Raw genomic sequence first — 26,440 nt, 5'->3', positions numbered from 1 at the left:
TTCGCCTCTGTTGAGTCAGTTGCTGACGGCCTCATGCCGCCTTTCCCGCCAATTCAGTATAGTGACTAACAGCGTCGGCAGGAAGGTCAGCGTCACGAGGGTCGCGAACATCAGCCCGAACAGGACGATGGCGCCGACACCACGGTAGAGCTCGGAACCGGCGCCGGGTAGCAATACCAGGGGCGACAAGCCGAACACCGTAGTGATCATCGACATCATGATCGGCCGTATGCGCGACTCCATTGCCTCTTGTACGGCATCGTAAACCCGCATCCCCTTCTGACGGAGGTTATAAAGCGTCTGATCGATAATCAGAATCGGGTTGTTGACCACGGTGCCGAGCAGGATCAGAAAGCCCATCATCGTGATCATGTCGAACGGCTGCTGGATGGCCGCCATGCCGAACGCCGGCAGCTGAGCGCCGACCTGGTTGACGAGCCACAGTCCGACGATACCGCCGGCAATCCCCAGTGGCACTGTCGTCATGATCAGGAGGGGATAGCCCCAGTGGGTAAAGATTGCCACCAGCAGCAGGTAGCAGAGTATGACCGAGACGACAAAGTTGCCCGACAGGGCCTCGCGGGTGGCGCTGAGCTGATCGCTGGCACCGGAGATATCCAGGTTCACCCCGGCCGGTACTTCACCACTGTCTTTCAGGTACTGCATGACGTCCTGTTTGACCCGTGTGACCGCGGTTTCCAGGGCGACATTCTGCGGCGGAATGATATTCAGGGTGACGGTGCGCTGGCCGTCCACGCGCCGGATCGTTTCCGTATCGACGGTCTCGCGAATATCGGCCACGGCATTGATGGGGACGACACCGCCGGCGGGTGTGTAGATGTTCAGCTGGCCGAGATTTTCAAGATTCGGTGTTGTGCCTGCGCTGCTGTAGAGGAACATGTCGATTTTGTCATCGGCGAGGAAGAATTCGTCGACAAAGGCACCGTCAATGAGCGCCGAGATGGTGTAACCGAAGTCGTCGGCATTCAGTCCCATTTCGGCGGCGCGTTCCCATTTCGGCACCACCTCCAGCAGGGGCTGGCCGAGTGTCAGGACGGGCGGATCGGGGTTCACTGACGGCCCGTCGAAAACATCGAAGGCACGTTCATAAGCCGTGCCCACGACCTGATAGATTTCGGCCAGACTGGCACCGCTGATTTCCAGGTTGACGCTGCGCGTACCGCCGTCGTTGCTGGTGATGATCGAGCCGCGGGTCGAGAACGCGCGCATGCCGGGGAACGATGCAAAGCGCTTGTCGATACCATCCATCAGCAGTTCGATATCGGCCGGATCACTGGTCTCGGCGATGATACGCATGCTTTGTGGCATGACGGTAAGACTGAAATAGTCCAGCGGCGGGATCTCGGTTTCACCCTGCTCGAACGCACCCCGGTCGGCATCGACGTGCTTGATGAATTCGCTGTTGATTTGCTCGGCAATTTTCGACATCTCCGTCAGGCTGTAACCGGCAGGGGCAATCATGGTGGAAAAGCTCTTGGCTTCCTCACCTTCGGGCAGATAGGAAGCCGGCGGTGTCAGCTTGAAAATGATGACCGCGGTCAGTGCGAGCGTGCCCACGACCCAGCCCAGGCGTCGCAGCAGGCCGGCATTGAGCCAACCGATCAGCGCCAGTACCTGGCGTTTCATGAATGCACCAATCGCCTGGCGGGGTGGTTCCTCGTTCAGATGCACGCGTGCGGCCAGTGACGGAATGACGGTGATGGCGACCAGCATGGAGGTCAGGATCGAGGCCGAGATCGCAATGGCGATATCCGAATACAGCTGCCCGGCTTCCTGCTGAATGAACAGGATCGGGGCGAAGACCAGTACCGTCGTCAGGGTTGAGGCCAGCACTGCCGGCCAGACCCGGCGCACGCCCTCGAGCGCTGCCGAGAAGCGATCCAGGCCGCGGCGGCATTCGCGCTCGATGCTTTCCAGCACCACAATGCTGTTGTCCAGGGTCATGCCGATGGCGAAGGCGACGCCGGCCAGCGATACGACATTGATGGTGCGTCCGGCGATCAGCAGTCCCAGGAAGGCGGCAATGGTACAAATGGGAATGCCGACAACGCCGACCATGGTCGCCGTGAACGAGCGCAGGAACAGGAACATGACCAGTGTCGCCAGTATGGCGCCGATGATCAGGTTCTTCCAGACATTGGCGACCGCAGCTTCGACATAACGCACGTCATCACTGATCAGGCCCATTTCCATGCCGGCATCGTTGAGCACTTCCTCGTTGATCTGATCCATGACCGGCATCATGCGATCCTTGATCTCGATGACGTTGGAACCGGTGACCCGGCGCAAGGCCAGTGAGATGATCGGGTCGCCGTTAACAAACGCCTTGTTGCGCAGTTCGAAGTGATCCAGGCGGACTTCGGCAATATCGCCCAGCCGAGTGATCGAATCGCCTTCACGGCTGACGATCATGTTCTGGATGTCATCAACCTCGCGAAAACGGCCAACCGTACGCAGCAGGTAGCGGCGCTTGCCACTGTCGATGTCGCCGCCGGAAACATCCTGGTTGCGGGCGCGCAATGTCTCGCGCAATTGACCGATGGTGATATCGCGCTGTGCCAGGGCATCGGGGTCGACCAGGATCTGCACCTGGCGTTCGGCGCCGCCGCGCACCTCGACCTGGGACACACCCTCGACCCGTTCCATGCGTGTGCGCACATTGTCGTCGATGAAGTCGCGCATGAAATCCATGTCGACGCCGTTGGGATTGCCCGGCAACGGCCTGATGTAGAAATACATGAACGAGTTTTCCGAAAACGATGTGGCGAACAGGCGCGGTTCGTCGACATTTTCCGGGTAGTCGGGCACCTGGCTCAGGGCGTTGTTGGTGCGGATCAGGGCCTCGTTGATATCGGTGCCGAAGGGAAATTCGAGTTCGATTTCCGCCTGGCCTGTACTGGCCCTGGAGATCATGCGTTGCAGGCTGGGAATATTGCGCAGGTATTCTTCCTGCTCGATGATGATTTCCTTCTCAACATCCTGGGGCGTGGCGCCGGGCCATATGGTCTGTACGGTAATCGTGCGCACGTCCAGATCCGGGATCATCTGGACCGGCACCCGGTCGATGGCAAGTATGCCAAAGGTACAGATGATCAATACGGCGATGCCGACCAGGGTGCCGCGTTTTAGTATGCCTTCAAACATGCCGCGACTTTATCCTCGCCGGTGGATGCATTCCGTAGTGCATGGCTTAGTCATCGGTTTCGACGATACGGACGGTCTGACCCTCGTTCAGCACCTCATTGCCGCGCACGACCACGGTCTGGCCTTCATCGAGGCCGTCGCTGACTTCGACGCGGTCGGCCATCATGCGACCGAGCTTGATCTGACGGCGGTTGGCAATGCGCTTGTCGTCGTCCTGCTTGATAACCCAGACGTTGGTCGTACCGTTGGGCAGGCGGATGACGGCATCGCGCGGAATGACGATGCCACGCTCGCCGGTGCCTACCGTGAACTGTGCCTGGGCCGACATGCCCGGCAACAGACTATGGTTGTCATCATTGATATGCACACGCACCAGGAAGGTGCGCGCGGTCGGATCATTGACCGGGACCCGTGCATGTACCCGGCCGTCGAGTTCACGATCAGGCAGTGCTTCGCTGCGAATAGTGACCGGCATGGCTTCTCTGATTGACTGATAGAGTCGCTGCGGCGCGCGTACGTCCAGACGCAGCCGGTCGGTTTCCACCAGTTCCAGCACCGCCGTACCGGTGTCGACCCATTCGCCGGTTTCTGTCAGCTTGCGTGCGATGACGCCGGCGAAGGGCGCCACCACCTCGTGGCGGCGCAGGCGCTCGGCCTGCTCGTCACGTTCGGCCCGCAGGCGCGTGACCGCCGCCTGGCGAATGGCCACCTGTGCTTCGGCGGCGCGCACCTGGGTTTCGGGAATGGTGCGTGAATCCTCCAGCTGGCGTGCTTCGTCGCGCAGGCGTTGCGCCTCGGCAAGCTGTGCCCGGGCTTCCGCGACGGCGGCATCGGCGCGCGCCAGAGCCAGCTCGGCAAGCTCAGTGTCCAGCTGCAGCAGTCGATCGCCAGCGCTGACTCGGTCGCCGGCATCGACCTCGACTTGGGCAACCAGGCCGCTGACCCGTACCGACAGCGCGCTGTTACGCTCGGCGGTGACCGTGCCGCTCAACGCCAGCTGTTCGCTCAATTGCGCCTCGGCGGCCGTTGTGACGGCTACCGGTGCGGCCTCATCGGCGCCCCCCGGCGGGCTGGCGAGTACCAGGACCATCAATAACAGGGCCCACAGGCTTGCGGCGGGCTTTAGCAGACCGATATTCGGCATAACAGGATTATCTTGGTTGTAAGTCTTGAACAGGGCGGGATGATGCGGCGCCCCTGTCACCGCATATACGACCTGCCTTGTGACCCGGCCGGCCCACGTATGGTTCCGCCGCCTCAGGCCGGATCGCTGGCAGCTTTGTTGTTGCCGGGCCGTTGCCAGCGAAATACCCGCATCGGTGGAATATTGCGCATCTCCATGCGTATCTCGGGGACGCCGATCAGGGGCCGGGCCAGTGTCGCGACATGGTCACGAAACTGGTAGGCGACGAAATGCCCGCCGGGGGCAAGGCTGCGCCATACCGCGTCGATGACCTGGCGGCCGACTGCGTCGGGCATGGTCGAGAACGGGATACCGGAGATGACCGCATCGGCGCCCGGCAGCTGGTGCTGGCTGAGAATGTCTTCCAGGTCCGCGGCGCTGCCGCAGTGATTGATCAGGCGTGGATCGTCGATGCCGTCAAGCACCTCGACGAACGCAGCGCTGACTTCAATGGTCAGCAACTGTGCATTGGCCGGCAGATGGTTCAGAAGGCTGCGGGTCGTCCCGCCTGTGCCGGGGCCGAGTTCAACCACCAGCCGGGCGTTGGCAAGATCGGCGGCATTGATAATGCGCTGCTCCAGGTAGCGCGAGCTGGGTATGATCGAGCCGACAATGCCCGGTTCGCGCAGAAAGCCACGAAAAAAGTCCAGGCTGTTGGTCCGGCGCTGGCTGTCAGTCCGATTTTTACTTTTCAAGTCAGGATTCCTTCGTTGGCTGGCGGAACAGTCGGCGCGGTACCGCGCCGTTCATGGGGCACCATTCTAACGATTTACCTGGCCCGGCTGTAGTTGTTCAGCCGCCATGCCAGTGAAAATCCCGGCCCGGAGGGATGTGTTACCATTGCGCGGCAAATTATTCAACGACAGGAGACTACGAGCAATGAGTGAACGCATTGTTTTACGTACTGGTGAAACATTGATTGGTGGTGGCCCGCCGGGAACGGCCGCCGAGCCAGAAGTGGTCATCGGTGAACTCGACGGTCCGGTTGGCACCGCACTGGCAACCCTGAACGGTGATCAGGTCAAAGGGCACAGCAAGGTTTTCGCCATTCTGAACACGGATATTATGGTCCGGCCGGTAACGTTGATGGTCAGCAAGGTCACCGTAAATAATAGCCGCTACACCAATATTCTCATGGGCACTGTCCAGGCCGCGATTGCCAATGGCGTGCTCGACGCCGTCCGCGCCGGTGATATTCCCAAGGATAAGGCCAACGACCTGGGGATTATCTGCTCGGTCTGGTTGAATCCGGTTGTCGCCGAACAGGATGATCTCGATCACAAGATATTGTTCGATATTCATCGCCGTGCCATGGCCCAAGCCATTCACAAGGCGATGAAACACGAGCCGAGCATTGACTGGTTGCTTGAAAACCAGGATCAGATCACTCACAAGTATTACCAGATGGGGCTGGATGGGAAAATCTGATTACTGGCAGCTTAACCAGTACTGTCAGGCCGGCCATGTGCCGGCCTGTTCATTTCTGTACTTTGTCAATTGAGTTGCTGTGTGTCGCCCGGTTTTTACCGTGGCTCTTGGAATAATAAAGGGCGGCATCCACGCGTGACAGCAGTACGCTGGAATCGGTGGTCATGCTGTGCTCAACGGCTTTGGTCGTAACACCGATACTGACGGTGATTGAACGCAGATCCCATGGATAGCCGGCTATAGAACGACAGAGCTTTTCTGCCACCCGCCTGGCATCGTCAACGTTGGTTTCCGGCAGTATTACCGCAAATTCCTCGCCACCTATACGTGCCGCCACATCACTGGCGCGGATACTATTCTGGAGCACGTTGGCCAGTTGCTGTAGAAGAATATCACCCTCGGGATGTCCGTAGGTATCGTTGTAGGCCTTGAATTCGTCGATATCGAGCATCATCAGAGATAGCGAGGTCAGGTTGCGGTTGGCGCGCTGTATTTCCTCGCGCAAGCGGGCTGTGAATGCACGGCGATTATAGAGATTGGTCAGTGAATCGATATGGGCCAGGCGATCCAGCTGCTCATTGGCGATGCGCAGCTGTTCGGACTGCTGCTCGATTTGCTGCTCGTATTCCTTGCGGCTGCTGATATCCAGGTGTGTGCCACAGGCGCGTACCGGATCGCCTACCTCATTGCGTTCGATAACCTTACCCTTGTCAAGCACCCATATCCAATGGCCATCCTTGTGCCGAAGCCGATGGCGGCTTTCATAGATTTCAATATCGCCACGAAGATGCCGGGCCAGAATCTCCCGGGTTTCCTCTGCATCATCCGGGTGCACCCGCTTTTCCCAGCTTGAGATATGTGTATCAATCTCCTCGAGTGAATAGCCAAGCATTTTTGCCCAGCGATCATTGAAGGTGACATGGCCGGTGCGGATATTCCAGTCCCAGGTGCCGAGTTCTGCACCCTCGATTGCCAGTTCCAGGCGCTGCTCGCTTTCGCGCATTTCACGCAGCGCCATGATGCGATCGGTTATATCCTGAATCTGTGCTATGAAAAAGTGGGGTTGACCGTCTTCATCCCGCATCAGCGACACGCTTAACAGGATCCAGACGATATTGCCGTTTTTATGAAAATAGCGTTTTTCGAGAGTATAACTTTCCAGCTCACCATCGAGCAGCTGTCTGAGATAGTCCAGATCCATGTTCAGATCATCGGGATGGGTTATATCCTGAAAGCTCAGTTTGAGCAGCTCCTGCTCGCTGTATCCGGTGATTTCACATAGCGCGCGATTGACCCGTAGCCACTGTCCCTGCGGGGAAACCAGCGCCATGCCAATCGCAGCGTACTGGAAGGCGTTCTCGAATGTATCGTTGGGGTTTGATTTCAGGCTCATCGTTCCATTTACACGATGGAATACGGTAGCAACAGATTGAGAACAAGCCTACCGTTATTTCTCGGGTTTTTGAATTATGCCGTGTTTTTGGTTGTTACTCCGGGCGAGCGACATATCGACCCAGACCGTACGAAATCAGCCAGAGAATAAATATGAGACCAAAGACACTCAACAGAACCCAGTGCTGATATTCATCGAACTTTTTTATATAGGATTCCAGTGTTCGACCAAAGAAAAAACCGGCGGTGCCCAGAATCATGGTCCATAAAAAGGAACCGACGGCATTCAAAACCGCAAACGCGAACGGCTTGATGCCGCTGGCACCGATGATGAATGGCGTAATACTGCGCATGCCATAGACAAACCGGTGGCCGATAATGAATTTGTATTTGTGCCGATGCAACATGATTATCACGCGCCTGGATTTGCGTTTCCAGTTTGGTTTGCGCTTGATGAAATCGGCGCCCCGGGTACGGCCAAGATAGTAGAAGAAGGATTCGCTGATATAGGTGCCGAGAAAGCCATAAAAATAGATCCAGGGCATGTCCAGGTAGCCGCGTTGGGCGAAAAAGCCGCCGAGGATCATGATGGATTCACCTTCAAAAAAGGTGCCGATAAATATGGCCAGGTAGCCATATTCGGAAATGAGGGATTCCAGGTTCATTACAGATAGACGTCTACTATTCGAAACGAAGCTGTCTAGTTAGAGGTTAAGGAATTTGAAAGTCTGGTGTCGGCAAGGTTCAGTGCCTGGAACGATATACTCGCAGTACTCTAGCGCGCAGGATAATGGTTGAAGTGGTCAAGATTGCCAGCGCTGTCGAATGTCAGTACGTCATAGGCATCGCGCCGCGTGCCCATTTCCATTCCGGGCGAACCGATGGGCATATTTGGCACACTCAGTCCGCTGACGGCAGGTCGTTGATCCAGTAGCCGTCTGATGTCGTTCGCCGGCACATGGCCTTCAATAACGTAATTGCCGACTTTTGCTGTATGGCAGGAGGCGAGTTGCTTTGGTACGCCAAGCTGTTGCTTGATAACCGCAAGATCACTGCGTTTGTTGTCCCTGACCTCGAAACCGTTGTCGCGCAGATGTTCTATCCAGCGATGACAGCAGCTGCAGTCCGGGCTACGGAAGACTTCCAGTGTCGGTGCCGAGGCGTCGGATTCAGCAACGGCTGGCGGAGTCAGGATGCTTAAAGCGACGAGGAGCAGGCCTGGTAGCAGGCGCTGGAAAAGGCTGGCTGTCTGTGTATGGTCTTTCAAGGTATTCACATTGACGGTTATGGGTTACGAATTTTAATGCAAACGCCGGACGGGAGCCATGCCGTGCTAATTATTCTGACCGCTTTGTGACACTAGCCGGTGGCTGACGCAGACAATAAAAAACCCACCCTGCCTGAGCAGGGTGGGTCGTTTTATCAGTCTACAACAGCCGTGTTAGGGCCGCGGCGACAGAACCCTTATGCAGCCGCTTTGGTGAACGACGTGGCAGCCGGGATGTTCTTGGCCTGCTTTTCGACCCAGGAGCTGACCTCGTCCTTCGACTCGCTCAGAATGTCAGCGGTGTTGCGGGCAATGCCCAGCGCCTTGCCACTGAAATCAGCACTCAGTTCGGACTGGGCATTCAGAACTTCGCTGTAGCCCTTGGCCTTGCCGACGGTCTCGAGGAACTTGGTGTTGCTGTCCATAATCAGGCTGAACAGGGCCATCTGCTGCTCGGCGATCTGCTCCAGCGACTTCTTATTGATGGAAGCCAGTTCTTTCATGCTCTCGTAGGACTTCTTGTTGTACTCGGTTACGGTCTTGATGTAGTCATTCGTGTTCATGGTTTCCTCCTTCGGGATCCATTTGTGCATTGCAACATTGTTGCTGTGCAGCATAGTTCTCGCCACGGTGTGTGTCAAGTGGTGGTGGAGGATATTTGCGTTTCGATCAAAAATAATAGTGAGTGCTAACTTATGTTTGAGTCACGGACGCAACCTACGGCTGCGTCACCGGTCGAAAATAAGTCAGTCGGAAAACATCGGGAGTGCAATACCAGCCCCCATGAAGTACAAATTATCATCTAAACTTCATAGAGTTATGACCATGGCATTGGCCCTGGTGGCGTTTTCGCCCGTGCCGGTCAGCCTGGCCGGGGAAAGCGCCGGGGATGACGCGGAACACCGGCCGCTGCCACTGGAAGAAGCACATATCGAGGCCCTGCGCGAGGGCGGATATCTCCTCTTTCTACGCCACGGCGAACGCGAGCTCGGTATCCCGGCCATGGAGCTGATCGACCTGGCGGAACACGTGCCGGGCGTCGACAAGCCACCGGATGATATGCCCGGTCACTGTCTGACCGAAGCCGGCAAGGAAAGCGCCAAGATACTCGGGCAGCTGTTTGCCAAGCTGGACATTCCGATCGGTGCGGTTTACTCGAGTCCCATCTGCCGCGCCGTACAGACGGCCAGGCTGGCATTTGACCGGGTCGACGAGCGTGTCGAGGTACTCTCTTTCGTCCATCACAACTACGGCGACGAGGCAGATATCGAACGCCACGGCAAGCGTCTGCGGCAGTTCTTTCGCGAGCAGCTGCGCGCCGACAGCAATGTCGTGATGTCGGCGCACGGCAACATGCTGCGCCCGCTGGCTGTGGAATACGATGACCTGGAAGAGCTGGGCTTTCTGATTTTTGACAGTGACCTGAAGCTTGTTGCCCGCGCCAACCCCGGTGAACTGGCAGCACTGATTTACAGTCTGGAAGTTCCCGGCGATGCAACTCGCGACATGCCTGGTAAAGCGGATACGGCGCAGTGACGGCCGGCCATAAAAAAACCGCGACGGTTTGGCCGTCGCGGTTTTCGTGAACGCTACCTGCCGGCTGAGTCTAGCGATAACCGGTATACAGGCCGCCATTGACGGCGAGATCGGAACCGGTGATATAGCCGCTGTCCTCACGCGCCAGGTAGGCAACCGCCGCGGCGATCTCTTCCGGCTTGCCAAGTCGCCCGGCCGGGATCTTGCTGATGATTTGCTGTTTGACCTCGTCGGGAATGGCCTCAACCATTTTCGTGGCGACGTAACCGGGCGAGACCGTGTTTACGGTAACGCCGGTTTCGGCCAGTTCCAGCGCCAGTGATTTTGTGAAACCAACCATGCCGGCCTTGGCCGCAGAATAGTTGGTCTGACCCAGCTGACCCTTCTGACCGTTGACCGAGGAGATGTTGATCACGCGACCGTATTCACGCTCGACCATCATGTCGACCAGCTGCCGGGTGACGTTGAAGATGCTGTCGAGGTTGGTATCCATGACCGCGTGCCAGTTTTCCGGATCCATCTTGCGCAGGGTCGAGTCCCGGGTGATACCGGCAGCATTCACCAGTACGTCGACGCGGCCACATTCCTTGTCCAGCTGTTCAGCCATGGCCGTGCATGAATCGTAATCGGCAACATTGCATTCGACAATGCCAAAGTCATAGCCATCGGCACGCTGTTGCCGCTGCCACTCCCTTGCCAGTTCCGCCTCGGCCGGTATATACGAAGCGACCACGTAATGATGGTCATCAGCCAGGCGTCGGCAAATGGCACTACCGATACCGCCGATCCCGCCGGTGACCAGCGCCACGCGCTGGCCCAGGCGCGGCTGGATGTTCGGTTCACCGAACAGCTGCGAGACCATGTTGAATTGGTTAACGTAGGGGTCGATGACCATGCTCATGGCCTGGCTTTGCTGACGCGAGGCGGTCTCCATTGCCTCGCTGGCTGCTTCGGTCATGCGCATGAAAGAGTTGAAAGTCATGTCCAACGATTGCTGCCACTGATTGAACAAGTGTTCATGCATGCTCTGCATGGCTTCGGCAGACTCATTGACCGCCGGTTTTTGTGTTGCTTTGGACTTGGCCATAAGGAGGCTCCCTAAGAAGTCGCTTGAAATTCACACACTGGGCTTATCACTCGCCAGTATTCTTTTTGGATTTATTGCTGGCCGCCTGGAAGAAGTTGTCCTGGACCTCGCGCCACAGCTTCAGGTTTCGCTCGGTCATTTCCGTCATGGTATTGATCGGATTGGACGTAACCGCATCGGTCAGGTTCTTCTGGAAGTCCTTTTGCTGCTGGACAAACATTTCCAGCGACTGGCGCAGGTAGTCGGAAGCCACGCTCTGCATGGAGTCCCCATAGAAACGAATGATATGGGTCAGCATGTCGGTGGAAAACATCGGTTCGCCACCGTGCTCCTGCTCCGAAATAATCTGCAACAGTATTGCGCGGGTCAGGTCCTCGTTCGATTTCACGTCCCTGACACAGAAATCGACACCTTCCAGTACCAGCTGGCGTACATCCTCGAGCGTGATGTATTTGCTGACCTCGGTATCATAGAGGCGACGGTTCGGGTATTTTTTTATGACTCTGGTTTCGCTCATGGATCATCAACTCGTCCGTTGGCTCACTGTACGGGCAGCCAGCTTTACATCATGTGTTGGCCGCCATTGGCGGATATGTCGGCACCGGTGATGAAACCGGCCTTGTCGGAGGCGATGAAGGTCACGAGATCCGCGACTTCTTCCGGCTTGCCAAGGCGGGATACCGGAATCTGCGCAATAATCTTGTTACGCGTCTCCTCCGGTACAGCCATGACCATGTCAGTGCCGATATAGCCGGGTGATACGGTATTCACGGTAATACCCTTGCGTGCGACTTCCTGTGCCAGTGCCATCGTGAAGCCGTGCATGCCGGCCTTGGAGGCGGCGTAATTGCTCTGGCCCATCTGGCCCTTCTGGCCATTGATCGAGGAGATGTTGATGATGCGACCGCTGCCGCGCTCCAGCATGCCCTCAATAACGTTGCGAGACATGTTGTAAACACTGTCGAGGTTGATGCGCATGACCGTGTCCCACTGGTCCTTGGTCATCTTGCGCAGCGTTGTATCCTGGGTAACGCCGGCATTGTTGACCAGGATATCGATTGGGCCGAGGTCTTTCTCGACAGTCTCGATCAGTTGCTTGCAGGCATCGAAATCGCTGACGTCGGCCTGGTAGATGTGAATATCGACCCCGGCTTTTTTCATTTCCGCCTGGAATTTCTCGGCCTGTTCCTGGTTACGATAGTTGGTTGCGACCGTGGCACCGGAGGCGGCGAATTGCTTGACGATCGCGGAACCAATACCGCGGGTGCCGCCGGTAACCAGCGCGACTTTGCCTTTTAATGTGACTTCCATTGTTTAAACCTCCACTGCCAGTGCTACACCCTGACCGCCGCCGATACACAGCGTCGCGATCCCCTTGCCACCACCGCTGCGCTTCATTTCGTGCAGCAGCGTGACCAGCACGCGGCAGCCGGAAGCGCCGATCGGGTGGCCCAGCGCGATAGCGCCGCCGTTCACGTTGACCTTGCTGGTATCCCAGCCCATGTCACGGTTTACGGAGATCGCCTGGGCGGCGAAGGCTTCGTTGGCTTCAATCAGGTTCAGATCATCAACGCTCCAGCCGGCGCGCTTCAGGCACAGCTGACTGGCCGGAATCGGGCCGGTACCCATGATGGTCGGGTCAACGCCGGCGGTGGCGTAGGCACTGATGCGGGCGATTGGCGTCAGTCCCAGTTCCTTGGCCTTGCTCTCGCTCATGACAATGCAGGCCGCGGCACCGTCGTTAATACCGGAAGCGTTGCCGGGGGTGACCGTGCCTTCCTTGTCGAAAGCCGGTTTCAGCTGGCCCAGACCCTCGGCGGTGACGCCGGCGCGCGGGAACTCATCGGTATCAAAGACCAGCGGGTCGCCCTTGCGCTGCGGAATCTCGATGGGAATGATTTCGTCCTTGAATTTACCGGCCTTGATGGCGGCCTCGGCCTTGTTCTGCGAGGCAGCGGCGAACTGGTCCTGTTCCTCGCGCGAGATGCCGTATTTCTTGACGATATTCTCGGCGGTGACGCCCATGTGGTAGTTGTTGAATGCATCCCACAGGCCGTCGGTGATCATGCTGTCGACCAGCTTCCAGTCACCCATCTTCTGGCCGTTGCGTGAGTTCGGTAGTACGTGCGGGGCCTGGCTCATGTTTTCCTGGCCGCCGGCGACGACGATGTCAGCGTCGCCCGCGCGGATCGACTGGGCGGCCAGCGCGACCGATTTCAGACCGCTGCCGCAGACCTTGTTGATGGTCATCGCCGGTACGGAGTCCGGCAGGCCGGCCCCGATGGCGGCCTGGCGTGCCGGGTTCATGCCGGCACCGGCGGTAAGCACGTTGCCGAAAATGACCTCGTTGACCTGGTCCGGGCTGACGCCGGAGTCCTTGAGCAGGGTGGCTATGACCCTGGCGCCCAGGGTACTGGCGGAAAGGCTCGCCAAACTGCCATTGAATGCTCCGATGGCAGTACGGCCGGCAGCCACAATAACGACATTCTCCGTCATATGTGTTTCTCCGGATGTTTGAATTAGGGCGTCACGCTTGGCTTTGTTCTGAGCTTATGCAGCGCCGCCATTTTTCGTTGCAGTGCAACAAAACTATGAAGATAGTAACAGAAACACGAGTTCGACTCCAGCGTCCCGGCGCGGCCCCGAGCGCCGGCCGGGACCACCGGATCAGAGGTGCAGGGTGCGCTGGTCGACTGCCAGTGCGGCCTCGTGCAGGGCTTCGCTGAGCGTCGGATGGGCATGGATGGTGCGGGCGATATCCTCGCTACTGGCGTCGAAACTCATGGCGGTGACCGCCTCGGCGATCAGCTCGGAAGCGCTGGGGCCGAAGATGTGCACGCCGAGGATGGTGTCGTTGCCGGCGTCGGCCAGCACCTTGACCAGACCCTCGGTGTCGCCCATGCCGCGGGCCCGGCCACTGGCCATGAACGGGAATGTGCCGCTCTTGTAGTCGATGCCGTCCTGCTTGAGCGCTTCCTCGGTACGCCCGACCCAGGCGATCTCCGGCCAGGTATAAATGACCCAGGGAATCGTGTCGTAGTCCATGTGGGCGGTTTGGCCGGCGATGCGTTCGGCGACCGCAACCCCCTCATCCATGGCCTTGTGCGCCAGCATCGGGCCGCGCACGACGTCGCCGATTGCCCAGATGCCGCTGACGTTGGTGCGGCAGTGATCGTCGACCTGGATGAAACCGCTCTGGTCGAGCTTCAGGCCAATGGCTTCCGCACCCAGGCTGTCGGTGTTCGGCCGCCGGCCGACGGCGACAATCAGCTTGTCGACATCCAGCGTCTGCTCGCCGTCGCTGTCCTGGTAGCTGACCCTGACGCCGTTGCGGTTTTTCTTTGTTGCGCTGACCTGCGCGCCCAGGCGGATATCGAGGCCCTGTTTTTTCAGGCTCTTGTGCGCCTCGGCGGCAATCTGGGCGTCGACGCCCGGCAGGAAGCTGTCCTGCGCCTCGAGCACAACGACCTCGGCACCAAGCCGCTTCCAGACACTGCCGAGTTCTAGGCCGATAACACCGGCGCCGATGACGCCGAGTTTGGCCGGTACCTCGGCCAGCGCCAGTGCTCCGGTCGAATCGACTATCGGACCGCTGTTGTCGACCTCGGCCTGGCCGATACCGGCTGGGACCGAGCCGGTGGCGATGATGATCTGGTCAGCCTCGACGGTCTGCTTGTCGCTGCCATCATTGGGCGTGATATGCACCTGCTTCTCGCCGCTCAGGTGGCCATGGCCCTGGAGCCAGTCGATGTTGTGCTTCTTGAACAGCGAGGCGACGCCACCGGTCAGTGCCTTCACGATCTTGTCCTTGCGCGCCATCATTTTCTTGACGTCGATGGTGGCATTGTCCACCTGGATGCCGTGCTCGGCGGCCTGCTTGCCGAGAAAGCTGAAGTGGTGCGACGAATCGAGCAGTGCCTTCGACGGTATGCAGCCGACGTTCAGGCAGGTGCCGCCGAGCGCGCCCTTGCCGGCTGGCGTCTGCCAGCTCTCGACACAGGCGGTTTTCAGACCCAGCTGTGCGCAGCGGATGGCGGCGACATAACCCGCCGGCCCGCCGCCAATGACAACAACATCGTACTTGTTCATGGGATATCTCTTATTTATGTATGAACCGCGAATGAACGCCAATGAACGCCAATAAAATCATAAAGCGTCACCTTGAGTAACCAAGGTGACGAAGCGATCGGTCATACCTGAATAGTGGCAATGACACCTGTTTGTGCCCGCAATAACGGGTTGTTCAGGGATTTCTGTCATATTTGCGTTGATTCGCGTTTATTCGTGGTCATATTCATACTTCCAACAATAATCGCGCCGGGTCCTCGATCATTTCCTTGATCGTGACCAGGAACTGCACCGCCTCGCGGCCGTCGACGATGCGGTGATCGTAGGATACCGCGACGTACATCATCGGCCGGATGACGATTTCGCCGTTTTCCGCCACCGGCCGGTCCTGGATGGCGTGCATGCCGAGGATCGCACTCTGCGGCGGGTTGATGATCGGTGTCGACATGAGCGAACCGAATACGCCGCCATTGGTGATAGTGAACGTACCGCCGGTCAGTTCTTCCAGTTTCAGCTTGCCGCTTTGCGCGCGCTCACCGTAGTCGCGGATTGTGCTTTCGATGTCGGCGAACGACAACTGATCGGCATCGCGCACGATGGGTACGACCAGGCCCCGTTCCGAGCTGACCGCGATGCCGATGTCGAAGTAGCCGTGATAAACGATGTCCTCGCCATCGATCGATGCATTGATCACCGGGAAGCGTTTCAGTGCCTCGACCGCCGCCTTGGTGAAAAACGACATGAAGCCGAGCTTGACACCGTGGCTGTCTTCAAACGTCTTCTTGTAACGTTCGCGCAATGTCTGCAGCGGCGCCATATTGATCTCGTTGAACGTCGTCAGCAGGGCATGATCGTGCTGTGCCGACAGCAGTCGCTCCGCGACGCGCTTGCGCAGTCGCGTCATCGGTACGCGCTCCTCGGGGCGCTCACCCGCAGGCTGTGCCGGCGGTGCTTTGGCGGTCTGCTCCGTACCGTCGGCCGCCGTCGGTTGCGGTTGTTCCGGTTCGGCGGCTTCCTTGTCGCGCAATTCGATGTAGCTGAGCACGTCCTGCTTGGTCAGGCGGCCGTCGGCGCGGCTCGGCGGGATACTGTCAGCATCGAGCTGGTGTTCTTCCAGCAACCGGCGCACGGCCGGGCTTTGCTTGCGGGCGCTGCCGTCGTCGGCTGCTTCGCTGTCCGTTTCTGTTGCGCTGGCCCGGTCGTCCGCGGATGCCGCTTCGGCCGTGCGTTCCGGCTCGCTGCTAGCCGCGGCAGCGCTGTCGGCGGTTGCCCCGGTGTCGAGCCGGGCGATGACCTCGTCGCTGCCGACACTGGCCCCTTCTTCCTTGACGATCTCCTTGAGCACGCCGTCATCCGGGGCGGTGACTTCCAGCGTGACCTTGTCGGTTTCGATGTCGATGAGGTTATCGCCGCGGCTGACCGCCTCACCGGCCTGTTTCTGCCAGGCGAGCAGGGTGGCTTCGGCGATCGATTCGGCCAGTTGCGGTACTTTGATATCAATAATCATGCGTGTCGTTTGTGTTTACTTTAAGGGTTGGGGCCGTTCAGGCGGATTTCCGGGCTTTGTCATCGCTGCTTTCCTGTGCTTCGAGCAGCAACGCCTCCTGCACCAGCTGACGCTGCTGTTCCAGGTGACGGCTGGGCGAACCGACTGCCGGCGAGGCGGAATAGGGCCGGGCGATGATCAGCAACTGCTGGTTGTTATTCAGTGAACCGAATAGGTTCAGGCTTTCCAGCAGATAGGCGCAGGCGCCCTGGTTGCGCGGTTCTTCCTGTACCCAGACGACGTCCTCGACGTTGGGATAGCTGGCAACGAGTTCGCTCAGCTCCCGCTTCGGGAACGGGTACAGCTGCTCGATACGGGCGATGGCAATATTGTCGATGTCGTTATCGCGACGAGCGTCGAGCAGATCGTAATATACCTTGCCGGAACAGATCAGCAGTCGCCTGACCTTGTGCTTGTCGATATCATCGATTTCATCGATGACCAGCTGAAAACCGTGATCGGTAATGTCACTCAGCGTCGACGTCGACAGTTTATGGCGCAGCAGACTTTTCGGGCTCATGACGATCAGCGGTTTGCGGTAGGGACGCAATACCTGCCGGCGCAGCATGTGAAACATCTGCGCGGCGGTGCTCGGGAAACATACCTGCATGTTGTCCTCGGCGCACAGTTGCAGGTAGCGCTCCAGTCGGGCCGAGGAATGCTCCGGGCCCTGGCCGTCATAGCCATGTGGCAGCAGCATGACCAGGCCGGAATAGCGATCCCACTTGGCTTCCGAGGAACTGATGAACTGGTCGATAACCACTTGCGCGCCATTGGCGAAGTCACCGAACTGGGCTTCCCACATGACCAGGCCGTTCGGTTGTGAACTGGAGTAGCCGTACTCGAATGCAAGCACCGCTTCCTCCGACAGAATGGAATTGATGATCAGAAAGCTCGGCTGCTCCGCCTTGAGATGCTGCAAGGGCAGGTAAGTGTCGCCGTTTTCCTGGTTGTGAATCACGCTGTGCCGGTGAAAGAAGGTGCCGCGGGCACTGTCCTGTCCGGATATGCGGATCGGGTAGCCGGCGTCGAGCAGGCTGGCGTAGGCCAGCATCTCGGCGTAGCCCCAGTCGAACGGCTGTTCGTCCTGGCCCATTTGCCGGCGTGCATGGATGATCTTTTCCACTGTCTTGTGCAGCTGGAAGTCTTCCGGCACCCGGGTAAAGCTCTCGGTCAGGCGTGCGATGGTGTCGCGGTCCAGCGAAGTGTCGACCGGTTCATCCCAGCGATGGTTCTTGAACGGTTCGAAGTTGACCAGATATTCCCTTTGCGCCTTGCTGATCAGCGGTGCCGAAACCGGCTGGTTCTCTTCCAGTGCCTTGATATAGTCGTCCTCGAGCATCTGGATGTCTTCCTTGCTGAAGGTGCCTTCCCTGATCAGGCGATCACTGTACTGGCGGTGCGCGTCGGTATGATTGCGGATCTTCCGGTACATCACGGGCTGTGTGGCGGCGGGCTCATCGGCCTCGCTGTGACCGTGCCGCCGGTAGCAGACCAGGTCGATGACCACATCCTTGTTGAATTCGGTACGGTAGTCGAGCGCGAACTCGGCGGCGAATACGACCGCCTCCGGGTCGTCGCCGTTAACGTGCAGGATCGGCGCCTGGATCATCTTGGCGACGTCGGTGCAGTAGAGCGTTGAGCGTGAGTCCAGCGGATCCGAGGTGGTGAAACCGATCTGGTTGTTGATGACGACGTGGATGGTGCCGCCGGTCGAATAGCCGCGCGTCTGTGACAGGTTCAGGGTTTCCATCACCACACCCTGGCCGGCCAGAGCCGCGTCACCGTGTATCAAAAGCGGCAACACTTGGTTGCGTTCGACATCACGGCGCCGATCCTGGCGTGCACGTACCGAGCCTTCCACGACCGGGTCGATGATCTCCAGGTGTGACGGGTTGAAAGCCAGGGTCAGGTGCAGGGCGCCATTGTCGACGGCGATATCGGAGGAATAGCCGAGATGGTATTTCACATCACCGGAACCGTTGTTGTTTTCCGGTTGCTTGCCCTCGAACTCACCGAACAGTTCGCTCGGCATCTTGCCGAGAATGTTGACCAGCACGTTGAGGCGACCGCGGTGGGCCATGCCGATGACAATTTCATGCAAATCAGCGCGACCACCGCGCTGGACAATATTGTCGAGTAGCGGAATCAAGCTCTCGCCACCTTCCAGGGAAAAGCGTTTCTGGCCGACATATTTGTTGTGCAGGTACTCTTCCAGCGCCTTGGCCGCGGTCAGGCGGCCGATGATGCGGTGTTTCTGTTCACGGTTGTATTGTGGTGTGGCGCGCGAACCCTCAAGCCGTTTCTGGATCCAGCGTTTTTGCTCGGTTTCGTTGATGTGCATGTATTCCGCGCCGATCGGGCCGCAATAGGTGGCACGAACCTGCTCGAGAATGTCACGCAGCTTGAGTGAATCGGGTGCAACCAGAGAACCGGTGTTGAACTCGGTATCCAGGTCGGCCTCGGACAGGCCATGAAAACCCGGTTCCAGTTCCGGGACGTTGGGCCGCTGATACTGCTTGATCGGGTCCAGTTCCGCCTGACGGTGACCGCGGAAACGATAGGCATTGATGAGCTGCAGGACAGAGACCTGCTTGTGTGCCGATTGTTGCGGCGATAACGGTGCGCTGCCAGCCGTAGTTGCCGGGGCCGGGCGTTGCCGCGCCAGACGGGCGAATTTCTCGCGTACCGGGCCGTGCGGAATCTCCTGCCGCAGGTGATCGTCGGCGCGTAATGCGTCGAAATATTGCCGCCAGTCCGCGTCTACGCTGTCCGGGTCGGACAGATAGGCTTCATAGAGTTGCTCGATGAAATCGGCGTTGGCACTGTAGAGACAGGCGTTGGACAGCTTCTTCATAATCTATAACTTGGCGCGCGGGCCCTCAATGAATGTCGTCTGACGATATTGCGGCCGACCGGTTCGCCGGTCACGGCTCAAGGGACGCGCACATTGCGGTTACCGGGGCCGACAGGGGGCGGTGACCGCGCTGTAGATGTAAACATTTTTTCCCACTTGTCATGCACTTAAGCGGAAAACCCGGGCATCCCTCGAGTCTGTGTCTTGCCGCACTGCACCAGACAAATGTATTCTACAGAAAATAACAATATCAAGCCTGCCCTGCAGGCATTTCTTTGCAACCCCCCATAGGGAGAGAAATTCGATGACCGATACCGTCACGATCATCGATAACACGACGGGCAACAAGGTCGAATGCCCCATTGTCCGGGGCGTGTATGGCCCCCCCGTTATCGACACCAAGGAATTGTACAAAGAGCTGGGCATGTTCACGCTCGACCCCGGCTATGTGAATACCGCCGCCTGTCGCAGCGCGATCACCTATCTTGACGGTGAGCAGGGCGTATTGATGCATCGGGGCTATCCGATTGAGCAGCTCGCCGAGCACAGCTCCTACCTGGAGGTTTGCTACCTGCTGCTGAATGGCGAATTGCCAACCCAGCAGGAAATGGAGACTTTCAAGGACAATCTGAACCGCCGTTCGCTGGTGCACGAGCACCTCGATCGTTTCTACACCGGCTATCGTTATGACGCCCATCCGATGTCGATCATGGTCGGTGTGACCGGCGCGCTGTCGTCGTACTACCACGAGGCGATGGATATCCAGGATCCGGAAGACCGCCTCCTGACCGCGCACCGCGTCATCGCCAAGATGCCGATACTGGCGGCGCACTGCTACAAGTACGCCATGGGCCATCCGTTCGTGCATCCACGCTACGAGCTCACCTACGTAGAAAATCTGCTGAACATGATCTTCGCCGTGCCGCACCGGCCGTACCAGCCGAGCCCGGTGGCCATCCGCGCGCTGGATCAGCTGCTGATTCTGCATGCCGATCACGAGCAAAACGCCAGCACGTCCACGGTGCGTCTGGCGGGCAGTGCCGAAGCCAACCCGTTCGCCTGCATTTCCGCCGGTATCGCCACGCTGTGGGGGCGTGCGCATGGCGGCGCCAACGAGGCGGTCATTCACATGCTCAACGAGATCGGCGATCCGAAGAACATCGACCAGTACATTGCCAAGGCCAAGGACAAGGATGACCCGTTCCGCCTAATGGGTTTTGGTCACCGGGTCTACAAGAACTACGATCCGCGTGCCAAAATTATCCGCAAGGCCTGCCACGATCTGCTGAACGAGATGGATACGGTCAATCAGCCGATGTTCGAGACGGCGATGCGGCTCGAGGAAATCGCGCTCCAGGACGAATACTTCATCGAGCGCAAGCTGTACCCAAACGTCGATTTCTATTCCGGCATTATCCTGCAGGCCCTCGGCATCCCGATGTCGATGTTCACCGTGCTGTTTGCGGTCGGTCGCTCGGCCGGTTGGATTTCCCAGTGGCTGGAAATGATGGAAGACGCCGACTTCCGTATCGGTCGGCCACGGCAGTTGTATACCGGTTCCCAGCAGCGTGACTATGTGCCGATCGACAAGCGCGGCTGATTGCGCCGGTAATTAATTTTTACCCGCAGGTACAATAACGGTGCAGATGGGTTCCCGCTCTGCGCCGTTCAGGTTAATCTTGCAGTGAAGTCACACCTGAAGATAAAAAGGAGCGAGGAGCGATGAAGCAGCCCGTTCGGATTGCCGTGACCGGTGCCGCCGGTCAGATTGGTTATGCCTTACTGTTCCGTATTGCTGCCGGTGAAATGCTGGGGCCGAAGCAACCGGTCATTCTGCAGTTACTGGAAATCCCGGACGCCGTGAAGGCGGTCGAGGGCGTGGTCATGGAGCTGGAGGACTGTGCCTTCCCGACATTGGCGGGGGTAACGGTAAACTCGGATCCACGCCAGGCTTTCGACGGTGCGGACTACATCTTCCTGGTGGGTGCCAAGCCGCGCGGACCGGGCATGGAACGCAAGGACCTGCTGCAGGGTAACGCGAAGATATTTATCGAGCAGGGGCGCGCGCTCAATGAGGTCGCCGGTCGCGATATCCGTGTGCTGGTGGTCGGCAACCCGGCCAATACCAATGCCTGGATTACGGCACAGAGCGCGCCAAACGTCGATCCGAAACGCATTACCGCAATGACCCGCCTGGATCACAACCGTGCCCTGGCCCAGATTGCCGCCAAGGCGCACACGCCGGTCACCACGATTAAGAATTTCTGCATCTGGGGTAATCATTCCAGCACCCAGTATCCGGATGTCAGCCACACCACGGTCAATGGCCGCCCATTTCGCGACCTGGTGGATCAGGACTGGGTCGAGAACCACTTCATCCCTACGGTGTCCCAGCGTGGTGCCGCGATCATCGAAGCGCGCGGTGCATCCAGCGCTGCCTCCGCTGCCAATGCCGCGCTCGAGCACATGCGTGACTGGGCAATTGGCAAATCCAGCGACTGGTTGAGCATGGGCGTACCCTCCGATGGCAGCTACGATATTCCCGAGGGCCTCGTCTACTCGTTTCCGGTGCATGTTGGCGGTGGTCATTACACCATTGCCCAGAATGTGAGCATTGACGAATTCAGCCGCGCGCGCATGCTGGCGTCACTCAAGGAGCTGGAAGAGGAGCGCGACGCGGTCAAGGGCATGCTCGCCGGCTAGTCTTGAACAGCGCCGCGGGCGCATAACCGAGGAAGACTGGCAGTGGATTTAACCACGCTCGAGCTGCAATTCGATCAGGTACTGGTCGTGGCGCTGAATGCCCTGTCCAGTCCGCCGTTTTACGTGCAGCTCGGCCTCGTGCTCGTCGCCCTGCTGCTGGCCTACTGGCTTGCCCACCTGCTCAGGAATTACTCACCGCTGTTGATGCGGGCGCCAACCACCGGTGCCTGGCTGCCGCTGAAGAAACTCGTCTACCAGGCCGGTGAACTCCTGTTTCCGTTACTGGTGCTGCTGGCACTGGGTATTGTTGAAGAGATCAGCCAGCAGGTCATTGCCCAAGTCTGGTTGGTACGCGTCTGCCAGGGGCTGGCCGTGGTGTTTCTGTTCTATTCGATCATCACGCGCTTCGTGCCCAGCCCGTTCATCAAGACCCTGTTCAAGTGGGTCCTGATCCCGATCGCCATACTGCACATCTTCGACTGGCTGGACGATGTGACAGCCTTTCTCGATGGTATCGACTTCGAACTGGGTAATATCCGGCTTTCCGCCTACGGTCTGCTGCGGGTATTCATTTTCGGCTCGATCCTGTTCTGGCTCGGGCGCATTTCCAATAACGTCGGCCAGCAGATCATTCGCAAGCAGGAAACCCTCGATCTGGGTACGCGCGAGGTGTTTGCCAAGCTGTTCGAAGTGCTGCTGTTCATGGTTATCTTCGTCCTGCTGCTGCAGATTCTCGGCGTGAATCTGACGGCACTGGCGGTTTTCGGCGGCGCCCTCGGTGTCGGTCTCGGCTTCGGTCTGCAGGCCATCGCCTCGAACTTCATTTCCGGCATCATCATCCTGCTGGATCGCTCCATCAAGGTCGGTGATTACATCGAGCTGGATGACGGCAACAAGGGCAGGATACGCAAGCTGAACATGCGCTCGGCGTTTCTCGAGACTTTCGATGGCAAGGATGTCGTGGTGCCGAACGAACAGTTCGTGACAACACGTTTTATCAACTGGACCCAGAACAACGAAAAGCAGCGCTATTCACTGGAATTTCAGGTGGCCTACAGCACCGATATTCCGAAGATGCTGGATATCGTGAAACAGACCGTGCGCTCGCACCCGCAGGTGATCAACGAACCGGACACGCCCATCGAGGAACTGGCGGATGCGGAAATCAGCGGTTTCGGCGATTCCGGCATCGATATCCTGGTCGAGTTCTGGATGGAGGGTATCGACGACGGCAAGAACCGCGTCGGTGCCGATCTGCTGTTGATGATTTGGCAGGCGCTCAGGGATAACGGTATCGAAATTCCGTTCCCGCAGCGTGAGGTACGCCTGCTGAATGACCCGCAGCCGGGCGGTTGAGTCGCGTGGTACCGGTTGCCGGCGCGCTCAGCGCAGACTGATGACCGGCCAGTCCTGCTGTTCGGCAAAGCTGCGCAACGGGTCGTCCGGATCGACCGCGACCGGGTGATCGACTTCCCTGAGCAGCGGGATATCATTGTGCGAGTCGCTGTAGAACCAGCGCTCGCAGGCCCGCTGGTCGCGTTCGGCCAGCCAGTCGTGCAGGCGCGTGATCTTGCCGTCCCGGTAGGACGGCACCCCGCTGACGCGGCCGCTGTAACGGCCGTCGACAAACTCCGGCTCGGTGGCGATCAAGTGCTCGATACCCAGAGCCGCGGCGATCGGCTCGGTGATGAAGCGGTTGGTAGCGGTAATGATCATCAGTGTATGGCCGCGCCGACGATGGTCATCGACGAGCAGGCGTGCCTTCGGCAGCATGATCGGTTCGATCTTGGTGCGGATGTAGGCATCGCGCCAGCGTGTTAAGTCATCCAGGTCGTTATCGGCCAGGGGTTTGAGCTGGAATTGCAGGAAGGCGTCAATGTCCAGCGTGCCGGCACGATAATCCGCGTAGAATTGCTCGTGGGCGTCGCGGTGGCCGTCGCTGTCGATGAGCCCGTTTTCACACAGGTATTCACCCCAGAGATAGTCACTGTCACCGCCAATCAGGGTGTTATCGAGGTCGAAAATCGCCAACTGCATTCCGGTCGGATCCTGTTTGCCTGGAAAGCCGCGTAGTCTAGGGCAAGGCGGCCGGCGGGTAAAACAGCGGCCGGATTTGCCGGTCTACCGGGTGTGTGGAAAAATTGGTGACGAAGAGTCGGTGCTCTCCAATTGCGCAGAGGTATTGAGTCAGGATCATGATAGACGCTGAAGGTTACCGCCATAACGTAGGTATCGTGCTGAGCAACGTCTTTGGCCAGGTGCTCTGGGCCAAGCGTATCGGCATGGATGCCTGGCAGTTTCCGCAGGGCGGTATCCGGCGCAATGAAAATCCGGAAGAGGCGATGTATCGCGAGCTGCGGGAGGAGTTGGGGCTGGCGCCGGAGGATGTCACCATCATGGCCAGCACCAAGAACTGGCTGCGCTACCAGCTGCCGAAGCGGTTCATCCGCCACCATTCCGAACCGGTGTGTATTGGCCAGAAGCAGATCTGGTTCATGCTGTTGCTGACTGCCGACGACACCAAGGTTGATCTGTCCTACTCACCCAAGCCCGAGTTCGATCACTGGGTCTGGGTGCATTACTGGAAGCCGGTACGCGAGGTCGTCGCCTTCAAGCGCGACGTCTACAGAAAAGCGCTGGAAGAACTGGCGCCTTTCATGCTGCCTTGGCTGGGCGGCAACAAGGACCAGCGCCTGTTTTGACAGGCGGTCTGCGCCGGCGGTTATTCAGCCGACTGTGACTGTTTCTGTGAGGCAAAGACCATGGCTTGGCGCACGGCGTCATTGGCGACGCGGTTCTTAACCTTGCCGATGTAGTAGTTGCTGAAGTCCGGGTGATAGTTGTCCGCCGCCATTTCCTCGGCCATGGTGGTGAGCATTTTGCTGCACGCGGCCATAGCGGCATCGGCCAGTGCGCGTGGATCGTCGATGTCGGCGGCGCGTTCATTGAGTTCTTCCCTGACGCAGCTTTCGTAGGCGTCGCTGGCGGCCATCAGGTCACGCCGGTCCTCCGGCGACATGTTGGCCGGGGTCTTGTAATCCTCTTCGGCGGCCAGCGGTGCCGACAGCAGCAGTAACAGGGTCGCTAGCAGATATTTCGACATGACAAACGGACTCCTCGTATTGGACGGTTATTATTCGGCGACGAATTCGGCCCGGATGACGCGCCAGTTCTGCTCGCGATCCGACACCTTTTCACAGCCCAGTTTCTGGCCGTTCTCCTCGCCCGGCGCTATCGTATCCTGAATGATGCTAGCCTGACGTTTGCCGTTAAGGACCCGGACCATGCGATACTTGATGGACTTGTCCGGATGGTTGTTGCGAATCATGCGCGCATCCCCGCGTCGCAGGCCCTGACAGCGACCATCGAATTCCTTGTATATCTCGAGATGGCTGCTGACGTCTTCAGCCTGATCGTCGCTCGCCTGTGCGGCGACGGGCAGCCCTGTGCATGACAGCAACAGGCCGAATGCCAGGCCGGCAGCGGATGCGTTCGTTCGGTGTACTTTTTTCATCAATATCGCCTTGGTCAACTGAAAATGGGACCTGCGTACAGGGAGGCAGTGCCTGCTGCCCCCGCCAAGTGCACCAGCTTCCGGCGGAAGCATGGTGCACTGACTCGCGCATCTAGTCGAGCATGCTGCGCAGCATCCAGGCGTTTTTCTCGTGCACCTGCATACGCTGGGTCAGCAGATCGGCAGTCGGTTCGTCGTGCGCTTCCTCGGCAGCCGGAAAGGCCTCGCGCGCGGTCTTGACGACCTGCTCCTGTGCCTTCACCAGGCGCTTGATCATTTCCTTGGCTTCCGGCGGCTCGCCGGTCTCCTCGCTGATCGAGGACAGCCTGGAGAAGTCCTTGTACGAACCCGGCGCCGGAAAGCCCAGTGCACGAATGCGCTCGGCGATTTCGTCGACCGCGGTCGCCAGCTCGGTATACTCTTGCTCGAACAGGTTGTGCAGGGTGCTGAACATCGGCCCGGTCACGTTCCAGTGATAGTTGTGCGTTTTCAGATACAGCGTGTAAGAATCGGCGAGCAGACGCGACAAGCCCTCAGCGATCTGTTCGCGGTTCTTCTCATTGATGCCAATGTCGATCTTCATGTCTTTCTCCTCATGCGTGTACTGCCTTGATGCTGTCGTCATAGTAACGGCTTGTTTATTATTACGATAAATGATTGTTTTTATTAGAGCGATAGTTAAGCTCTATGTTCC

24 protein-coding genes are annotated in these 26,440 nt (G+C 58.5%); 6 read left to right on the top strand and 18 right to left on the bottom strand.

Going from position 1 to position 26,440, the window contains the following annotated elements; genetic code table 11:
• Positions 1–15: 15 nt before the first annotated feature.
• The 3 genes from J2T55_RS05315 to J2T55_RS05305 all read right to left on the bottom strand — a co-directional run bounded on the left by J2T55_RS05315 (position 16) and on the right by J2T55_RS05305 (position 5,043).
• The gene (locus tag J2T55_RS05315; protein WP_259054674.1) at positions 16–3,165 is read right to left on the bottom strand and encodes an efflux RND transporter permease subunit; all 3,150 of its coding nucleotides are present in this window, start codon (positions 3,163–3,165) and stop codon (positions 16–18) included.
• A gap of 46 nt (positions 3,166–3,211) precedes the next feature.
• Entirely contained in the window at positions 3,212–4,309 is a 1,098-nt protein-coding gene (locus J2T55_RS05310) for an efflux RND transporter periplasmic adaptor subunit (protein WP_259054673.1), read from the bottom strand.
• 113 nt (positions 4,310–4,422) lie between these two features.
• The gene (locus J2T55_RS05305; RefSeq protein WP_259054672.1) at positions 4,423–5,043 is read right to left on the bottom strand and encodes a class I SAM-dependent methyltransferase; all 621 of its coding nucleotides are present in this window, start codon (positions 5,041–5,043) and stop codon (positions 4,423–4,425) included.
• A 184-nt stretch (positions 5,044–5,227) separates the two neighbouring features.
• On the opposite strand from J2T55_RS05305, the gene fae reads away from it, so the two are divergent.
• Positions 5,228–5,776 carry a formaldehyde-activating enzyme gene (fae, locus tag J2T55_RS05300; protein ID WP_259054671.1) on the top strand — a complete coding sequence of 183 codons (549 nt, stop codon included), beginning with the start codon at positions 5,228–5,230 and terminating at the stop codon, positions 5,774–5,776.
• Between the two features lie 49 nt (positions 5,777–5,825).
• Here the strand turns inward: fae and J2T55_RS05295 are convergent, their stop codons facing one another.
• The 4 genes from J2T55_RS05295 to J2T55_RS05280 all read right to left on the bottom strand — a co-directional run bounded on the left by J2T55_RS05295 (position 5,826) and on the right by J2T55_RS05280 (position 8,998).
• Positions 5,826–7,169, bottom strand: a complete 1,344-nt coding sequence (locus J2T55_RS05295; RefSeq protein WP_259054670.1) for a PAS domain S-box protein — start codon at positions 7,167–7,169, stop codon at positions 5,826–5,828.
• A 94-nt stretch (positions 7,170–7,263) separates the two neighbouring features.
• Positions 7,264–7,833, bottom strand: coding sequence for a DedA family protein (locus J2T55_RS05290; RefSeq protein WP_259054669.1), 570 nt, complete (start codon positions 7,831–7,833; stop codon positions 7,264–7,266).
• 110 nt (positions 7,834–7,943) lie between these two features.
• Positions 7,944–8,435, bottom strand: coding sequence for a DUF411 domain-containing protein (locus J2T55_RS05285; protein ID WP_259054668.1), 492 nt, complete (start codon positions 8,433–8,435; stop codon positions 7,944–7,946).
• Positions 8,436–8,632: 197 nt separating this feature from the next.
• Positions 8,633–8,998 carry a phasin family protein gene (locus J2T55_RS05280; RefSeq protein ID WP_259054667.1) on the bottom strand — a complete coding sequence of 122 codons (366 nt, stop codon included), beginning with the start codon at positions 8,996–8,998 and terminating at the stop codon, positions 8,633–8,635.
• Positions 8,999–9,260: 262 nt separating this feature from the next.
• Between J2T55_RS05280 and J2T55_RS05275 the strand changes: the two genes are divergently transcribed.
• A complete protein-coding gene (locus J2T55_RS05275) occupies positions 9,261–9,971 on the top strand; it encodes a histidine phosphatase family protein (RefSeq protein ID WP_259054666.1) in 711 nt (236 codons plus the stop codon).
• Between the two features lie 70 nt (positions 9,972–10,041).
• Here the strand turns inward: J2T55_RS05275 and phbB (J2T55_RS05270) are convergent, their stop codons facing one another.
• The 7 genes from phbB (J2T55_RS05270) to J2T55_RS05240 form a co-directional block, all read right to left on the bottom strand.
• Positions 10,042–11,058, bottom strand: coding sequence for an acetoacetyl-CoA reductase (gene phbB, locus J2T55_RS05270; protein WP_310521976.1), 1,017 nt, complete (start codon positions 11,056–11,058; stop codon positions 10,042–10,044).
• A gap of 46 nt (positions 11,059–11,104) precedes the next feature.
• On the bottom strand, positions 11,105–11,575 hold the full coding sequence (gene phaR / locus J2T55_RS05265; RefSeq protein ID WP_259054665.1) for a polyhydroxyalkanoate synthesis repressor PhaR: 471 nt from the start codon (positions 11,573–11,575) through the stop codon (positions 11,105–11,107).
• 44 nt (positions 11,576–11,619) lie between these two features.
• Positions 11,620–12,369, bottom strand: coding sequence for an acetoacetyl-CoA reductase (gene phbB / locus J2T55_RS05260; protein WP_259054664.1), 750 nt, complete (start codon positions 12,367–12,369; stop codon positions 11,620–11,622).
• 3 nt (positions 12,370–12,372) lie between these two features.
• Positions 12,373–13,554, bottom strand: a complete 1,182-nt coding sequence (locus J2T55_RS05255) for an acetyl-CoA C-acetyltransferase (protein WP_259054663.1) — start codon at positions 13,552–13,554, stop codon at positions 12,373–12,375.
• 171 nt (positions 13,555–13,725) lie between these two features.
• Complete coding sequence (lpdA, locus tag J2T55_RS05250) at positions 13,726–15,147, bottom strand: dihydrolipoyl dehydrogenase (RefSeq protein ID WP_259054662.1); 1,422 nt, start codon at positions 15,145–15,147, stop codon at positions 13,726–13,728.
• A 205-nt stretch (positions 15,148–15,352) separates the two neighbouring features.
• Positions 15,353–16,633 (bottom strand): 2-oxoglutarate dehydrogenase complex dihydrolipoyllysine-residue succinyltransferase, encoded by a 1,281-nt coding sequence (gene odhB / locus J2T55_RS05245; RefSeq protein WP_259054661.1) that lies wholly within the window; start codon positions 16,631–16,633, stop codon positions 15,353–15,355.
• A gap of 37 nt (positions 16,634–16,670) precedes the next feature.
• A complete protein-coding gene (locus J2T55_RS05240; protein WP_259054660.1) occupies positions 16,671–19,529 on the bottom strand; it encodes a 2-oxoglutarate dehydrogenase E1 component in 2,859 nt (952 codons plus the stop codon).
• A 304-nt stretch (positions 19,530–19,833) separates the two neighbouring features.
• Here J2T55_RS05240 and J2T55_RS05235 point away from each other — a divergent pair, with 304 nt between their 5' ends.
• The 3 genes from J2T55_RS05235 (at position 19,834) to J2T55_RS05225 (ending at position 23,588) form a co-directional block, all read left to right on the top strand.
• Positions 19,834–21,129, top strand: coding sequence for a citrate synthase (locus J2T55_RS05235; RefSeq protein WP_259054659.1), 1,296 nt, complete (start codon positions 19,834–19,836; stop codon positions 21,127–21,129).
• A 122-nt stretch (positions 21,130–21,251) separates the two neighbouring features.
• Positions 21,252–22,232, top strand: a complete 981-nt coding sequence (locus J2T55_RS05230; protein WP_259054658.1) for a malate dehydrogenase — start codon at positions 21,252–21,254, stop codon at positions 22,230–22,232.
• A gap of 42 nt (positions 22,233–22,274) precedes the next feature.
• Positions 22,275–23,588, top strand: coding sequence for a mechanosensitive ion channel family protein (locus J2T55_RS05225; protein ID WP_259054657.1), 1,314 nt, complete (start codon positions 22,275–22,277; stop codon positions 23,586–23,588).
• Positions 23,589–23,615: 27 nt separating this feature from the next.
• Here J2T55_RS05225 and J2T55_RS05220 read toward each other — a convergent pair whose 3' ends face one another.
• The gene (locus J2T55_RS05220) at positions 23,616–24,269 is read right to left on the bottom strand and encodes a histidinol-phosphatase (RefSeq protein ID WP_259054656.1); all 654 of its coding nucleotides are present in this window, start codon (positions 24,267–24,269) and stop codon (positions 23,616–23,618) included.
• 158 nt (positions 24,270–24,427) lie between these two features.
• Here J2T55_RS05220 and J2T55_RS05215 point away from each other — a divergent pair, with 158 nt between their 5' ends.
• Positions 24,428–24,934 (top strand): RNA pyrophosphohydrolase, encoded by a 507-nt coding sequence (locus J2T55_RS05215; protein WP_259054655.1) that lies wholly within the window; start codon positions 24,428–24,430, stop codon positions 24,932–24,934.
• Positions 24,935–24,954: 20 nt separating this feature from the next.
• Here J2T55_RS05215 and J2T55_RS05210 read toward each other — a convergent pair whose 3' ends face one another.
• The 3 genes from J2T55_RS05210 to J2T55_RS05200 all read right to left on the bottom strand — a co-directional run bounded on the left by J2T55_RS05210 (position 24,955) and on the right by J2T55_RS05200 (position 26,329).
• Positions 24,955–25,335: a hypothetical protein gene (locus J2T55_RS05210; RefSeq protein WP_259054654.1), complete on the bottom strand. Its 381-nt coding sequence runs from the start codon at positions 25,333–25,335 to the stop codon at positions 24,955–24,957.
• A gap of 30 nt (positions 25,336–25,365) precedes the next feature.
• Entirely contained in the window at positions 25,366–25,746 is a 381-nt protein-coding gene (locus J2T55_RS05205; RefSeq protein ID WP_259054653.1) for a hypothetical protein, read from the bottom strand.
• Positions 25,747–25,858: 112 nt separating this feature from the next.
• Entirely contained in the window at positions 25,859–26,329 is a 471-nt protein-coding gene (locus tag J2T55_RS05200; protein WP_259054652.1) for a Dps family protein, read from the bottom strand.
• Between the last annotated feature and the right edge of the window lie 111 nt (positions 26,330–26,440).

It is taken from the genome of Methylohalomonas lacus, assembly GCF_024808875.1.
Lineage (GTDB): Bacteria > Pseudomonadota > Gammaproteobacteria > Methylohalomonadales > Methylohalomonadaceae > Methylohalomonas > Methylohalomonas lacus.
The sequence above is the reverse complement of the archived record's forward strand: the minus strand, read 5'-3'. Positions and strand labels throughout refer to the sequence as shown.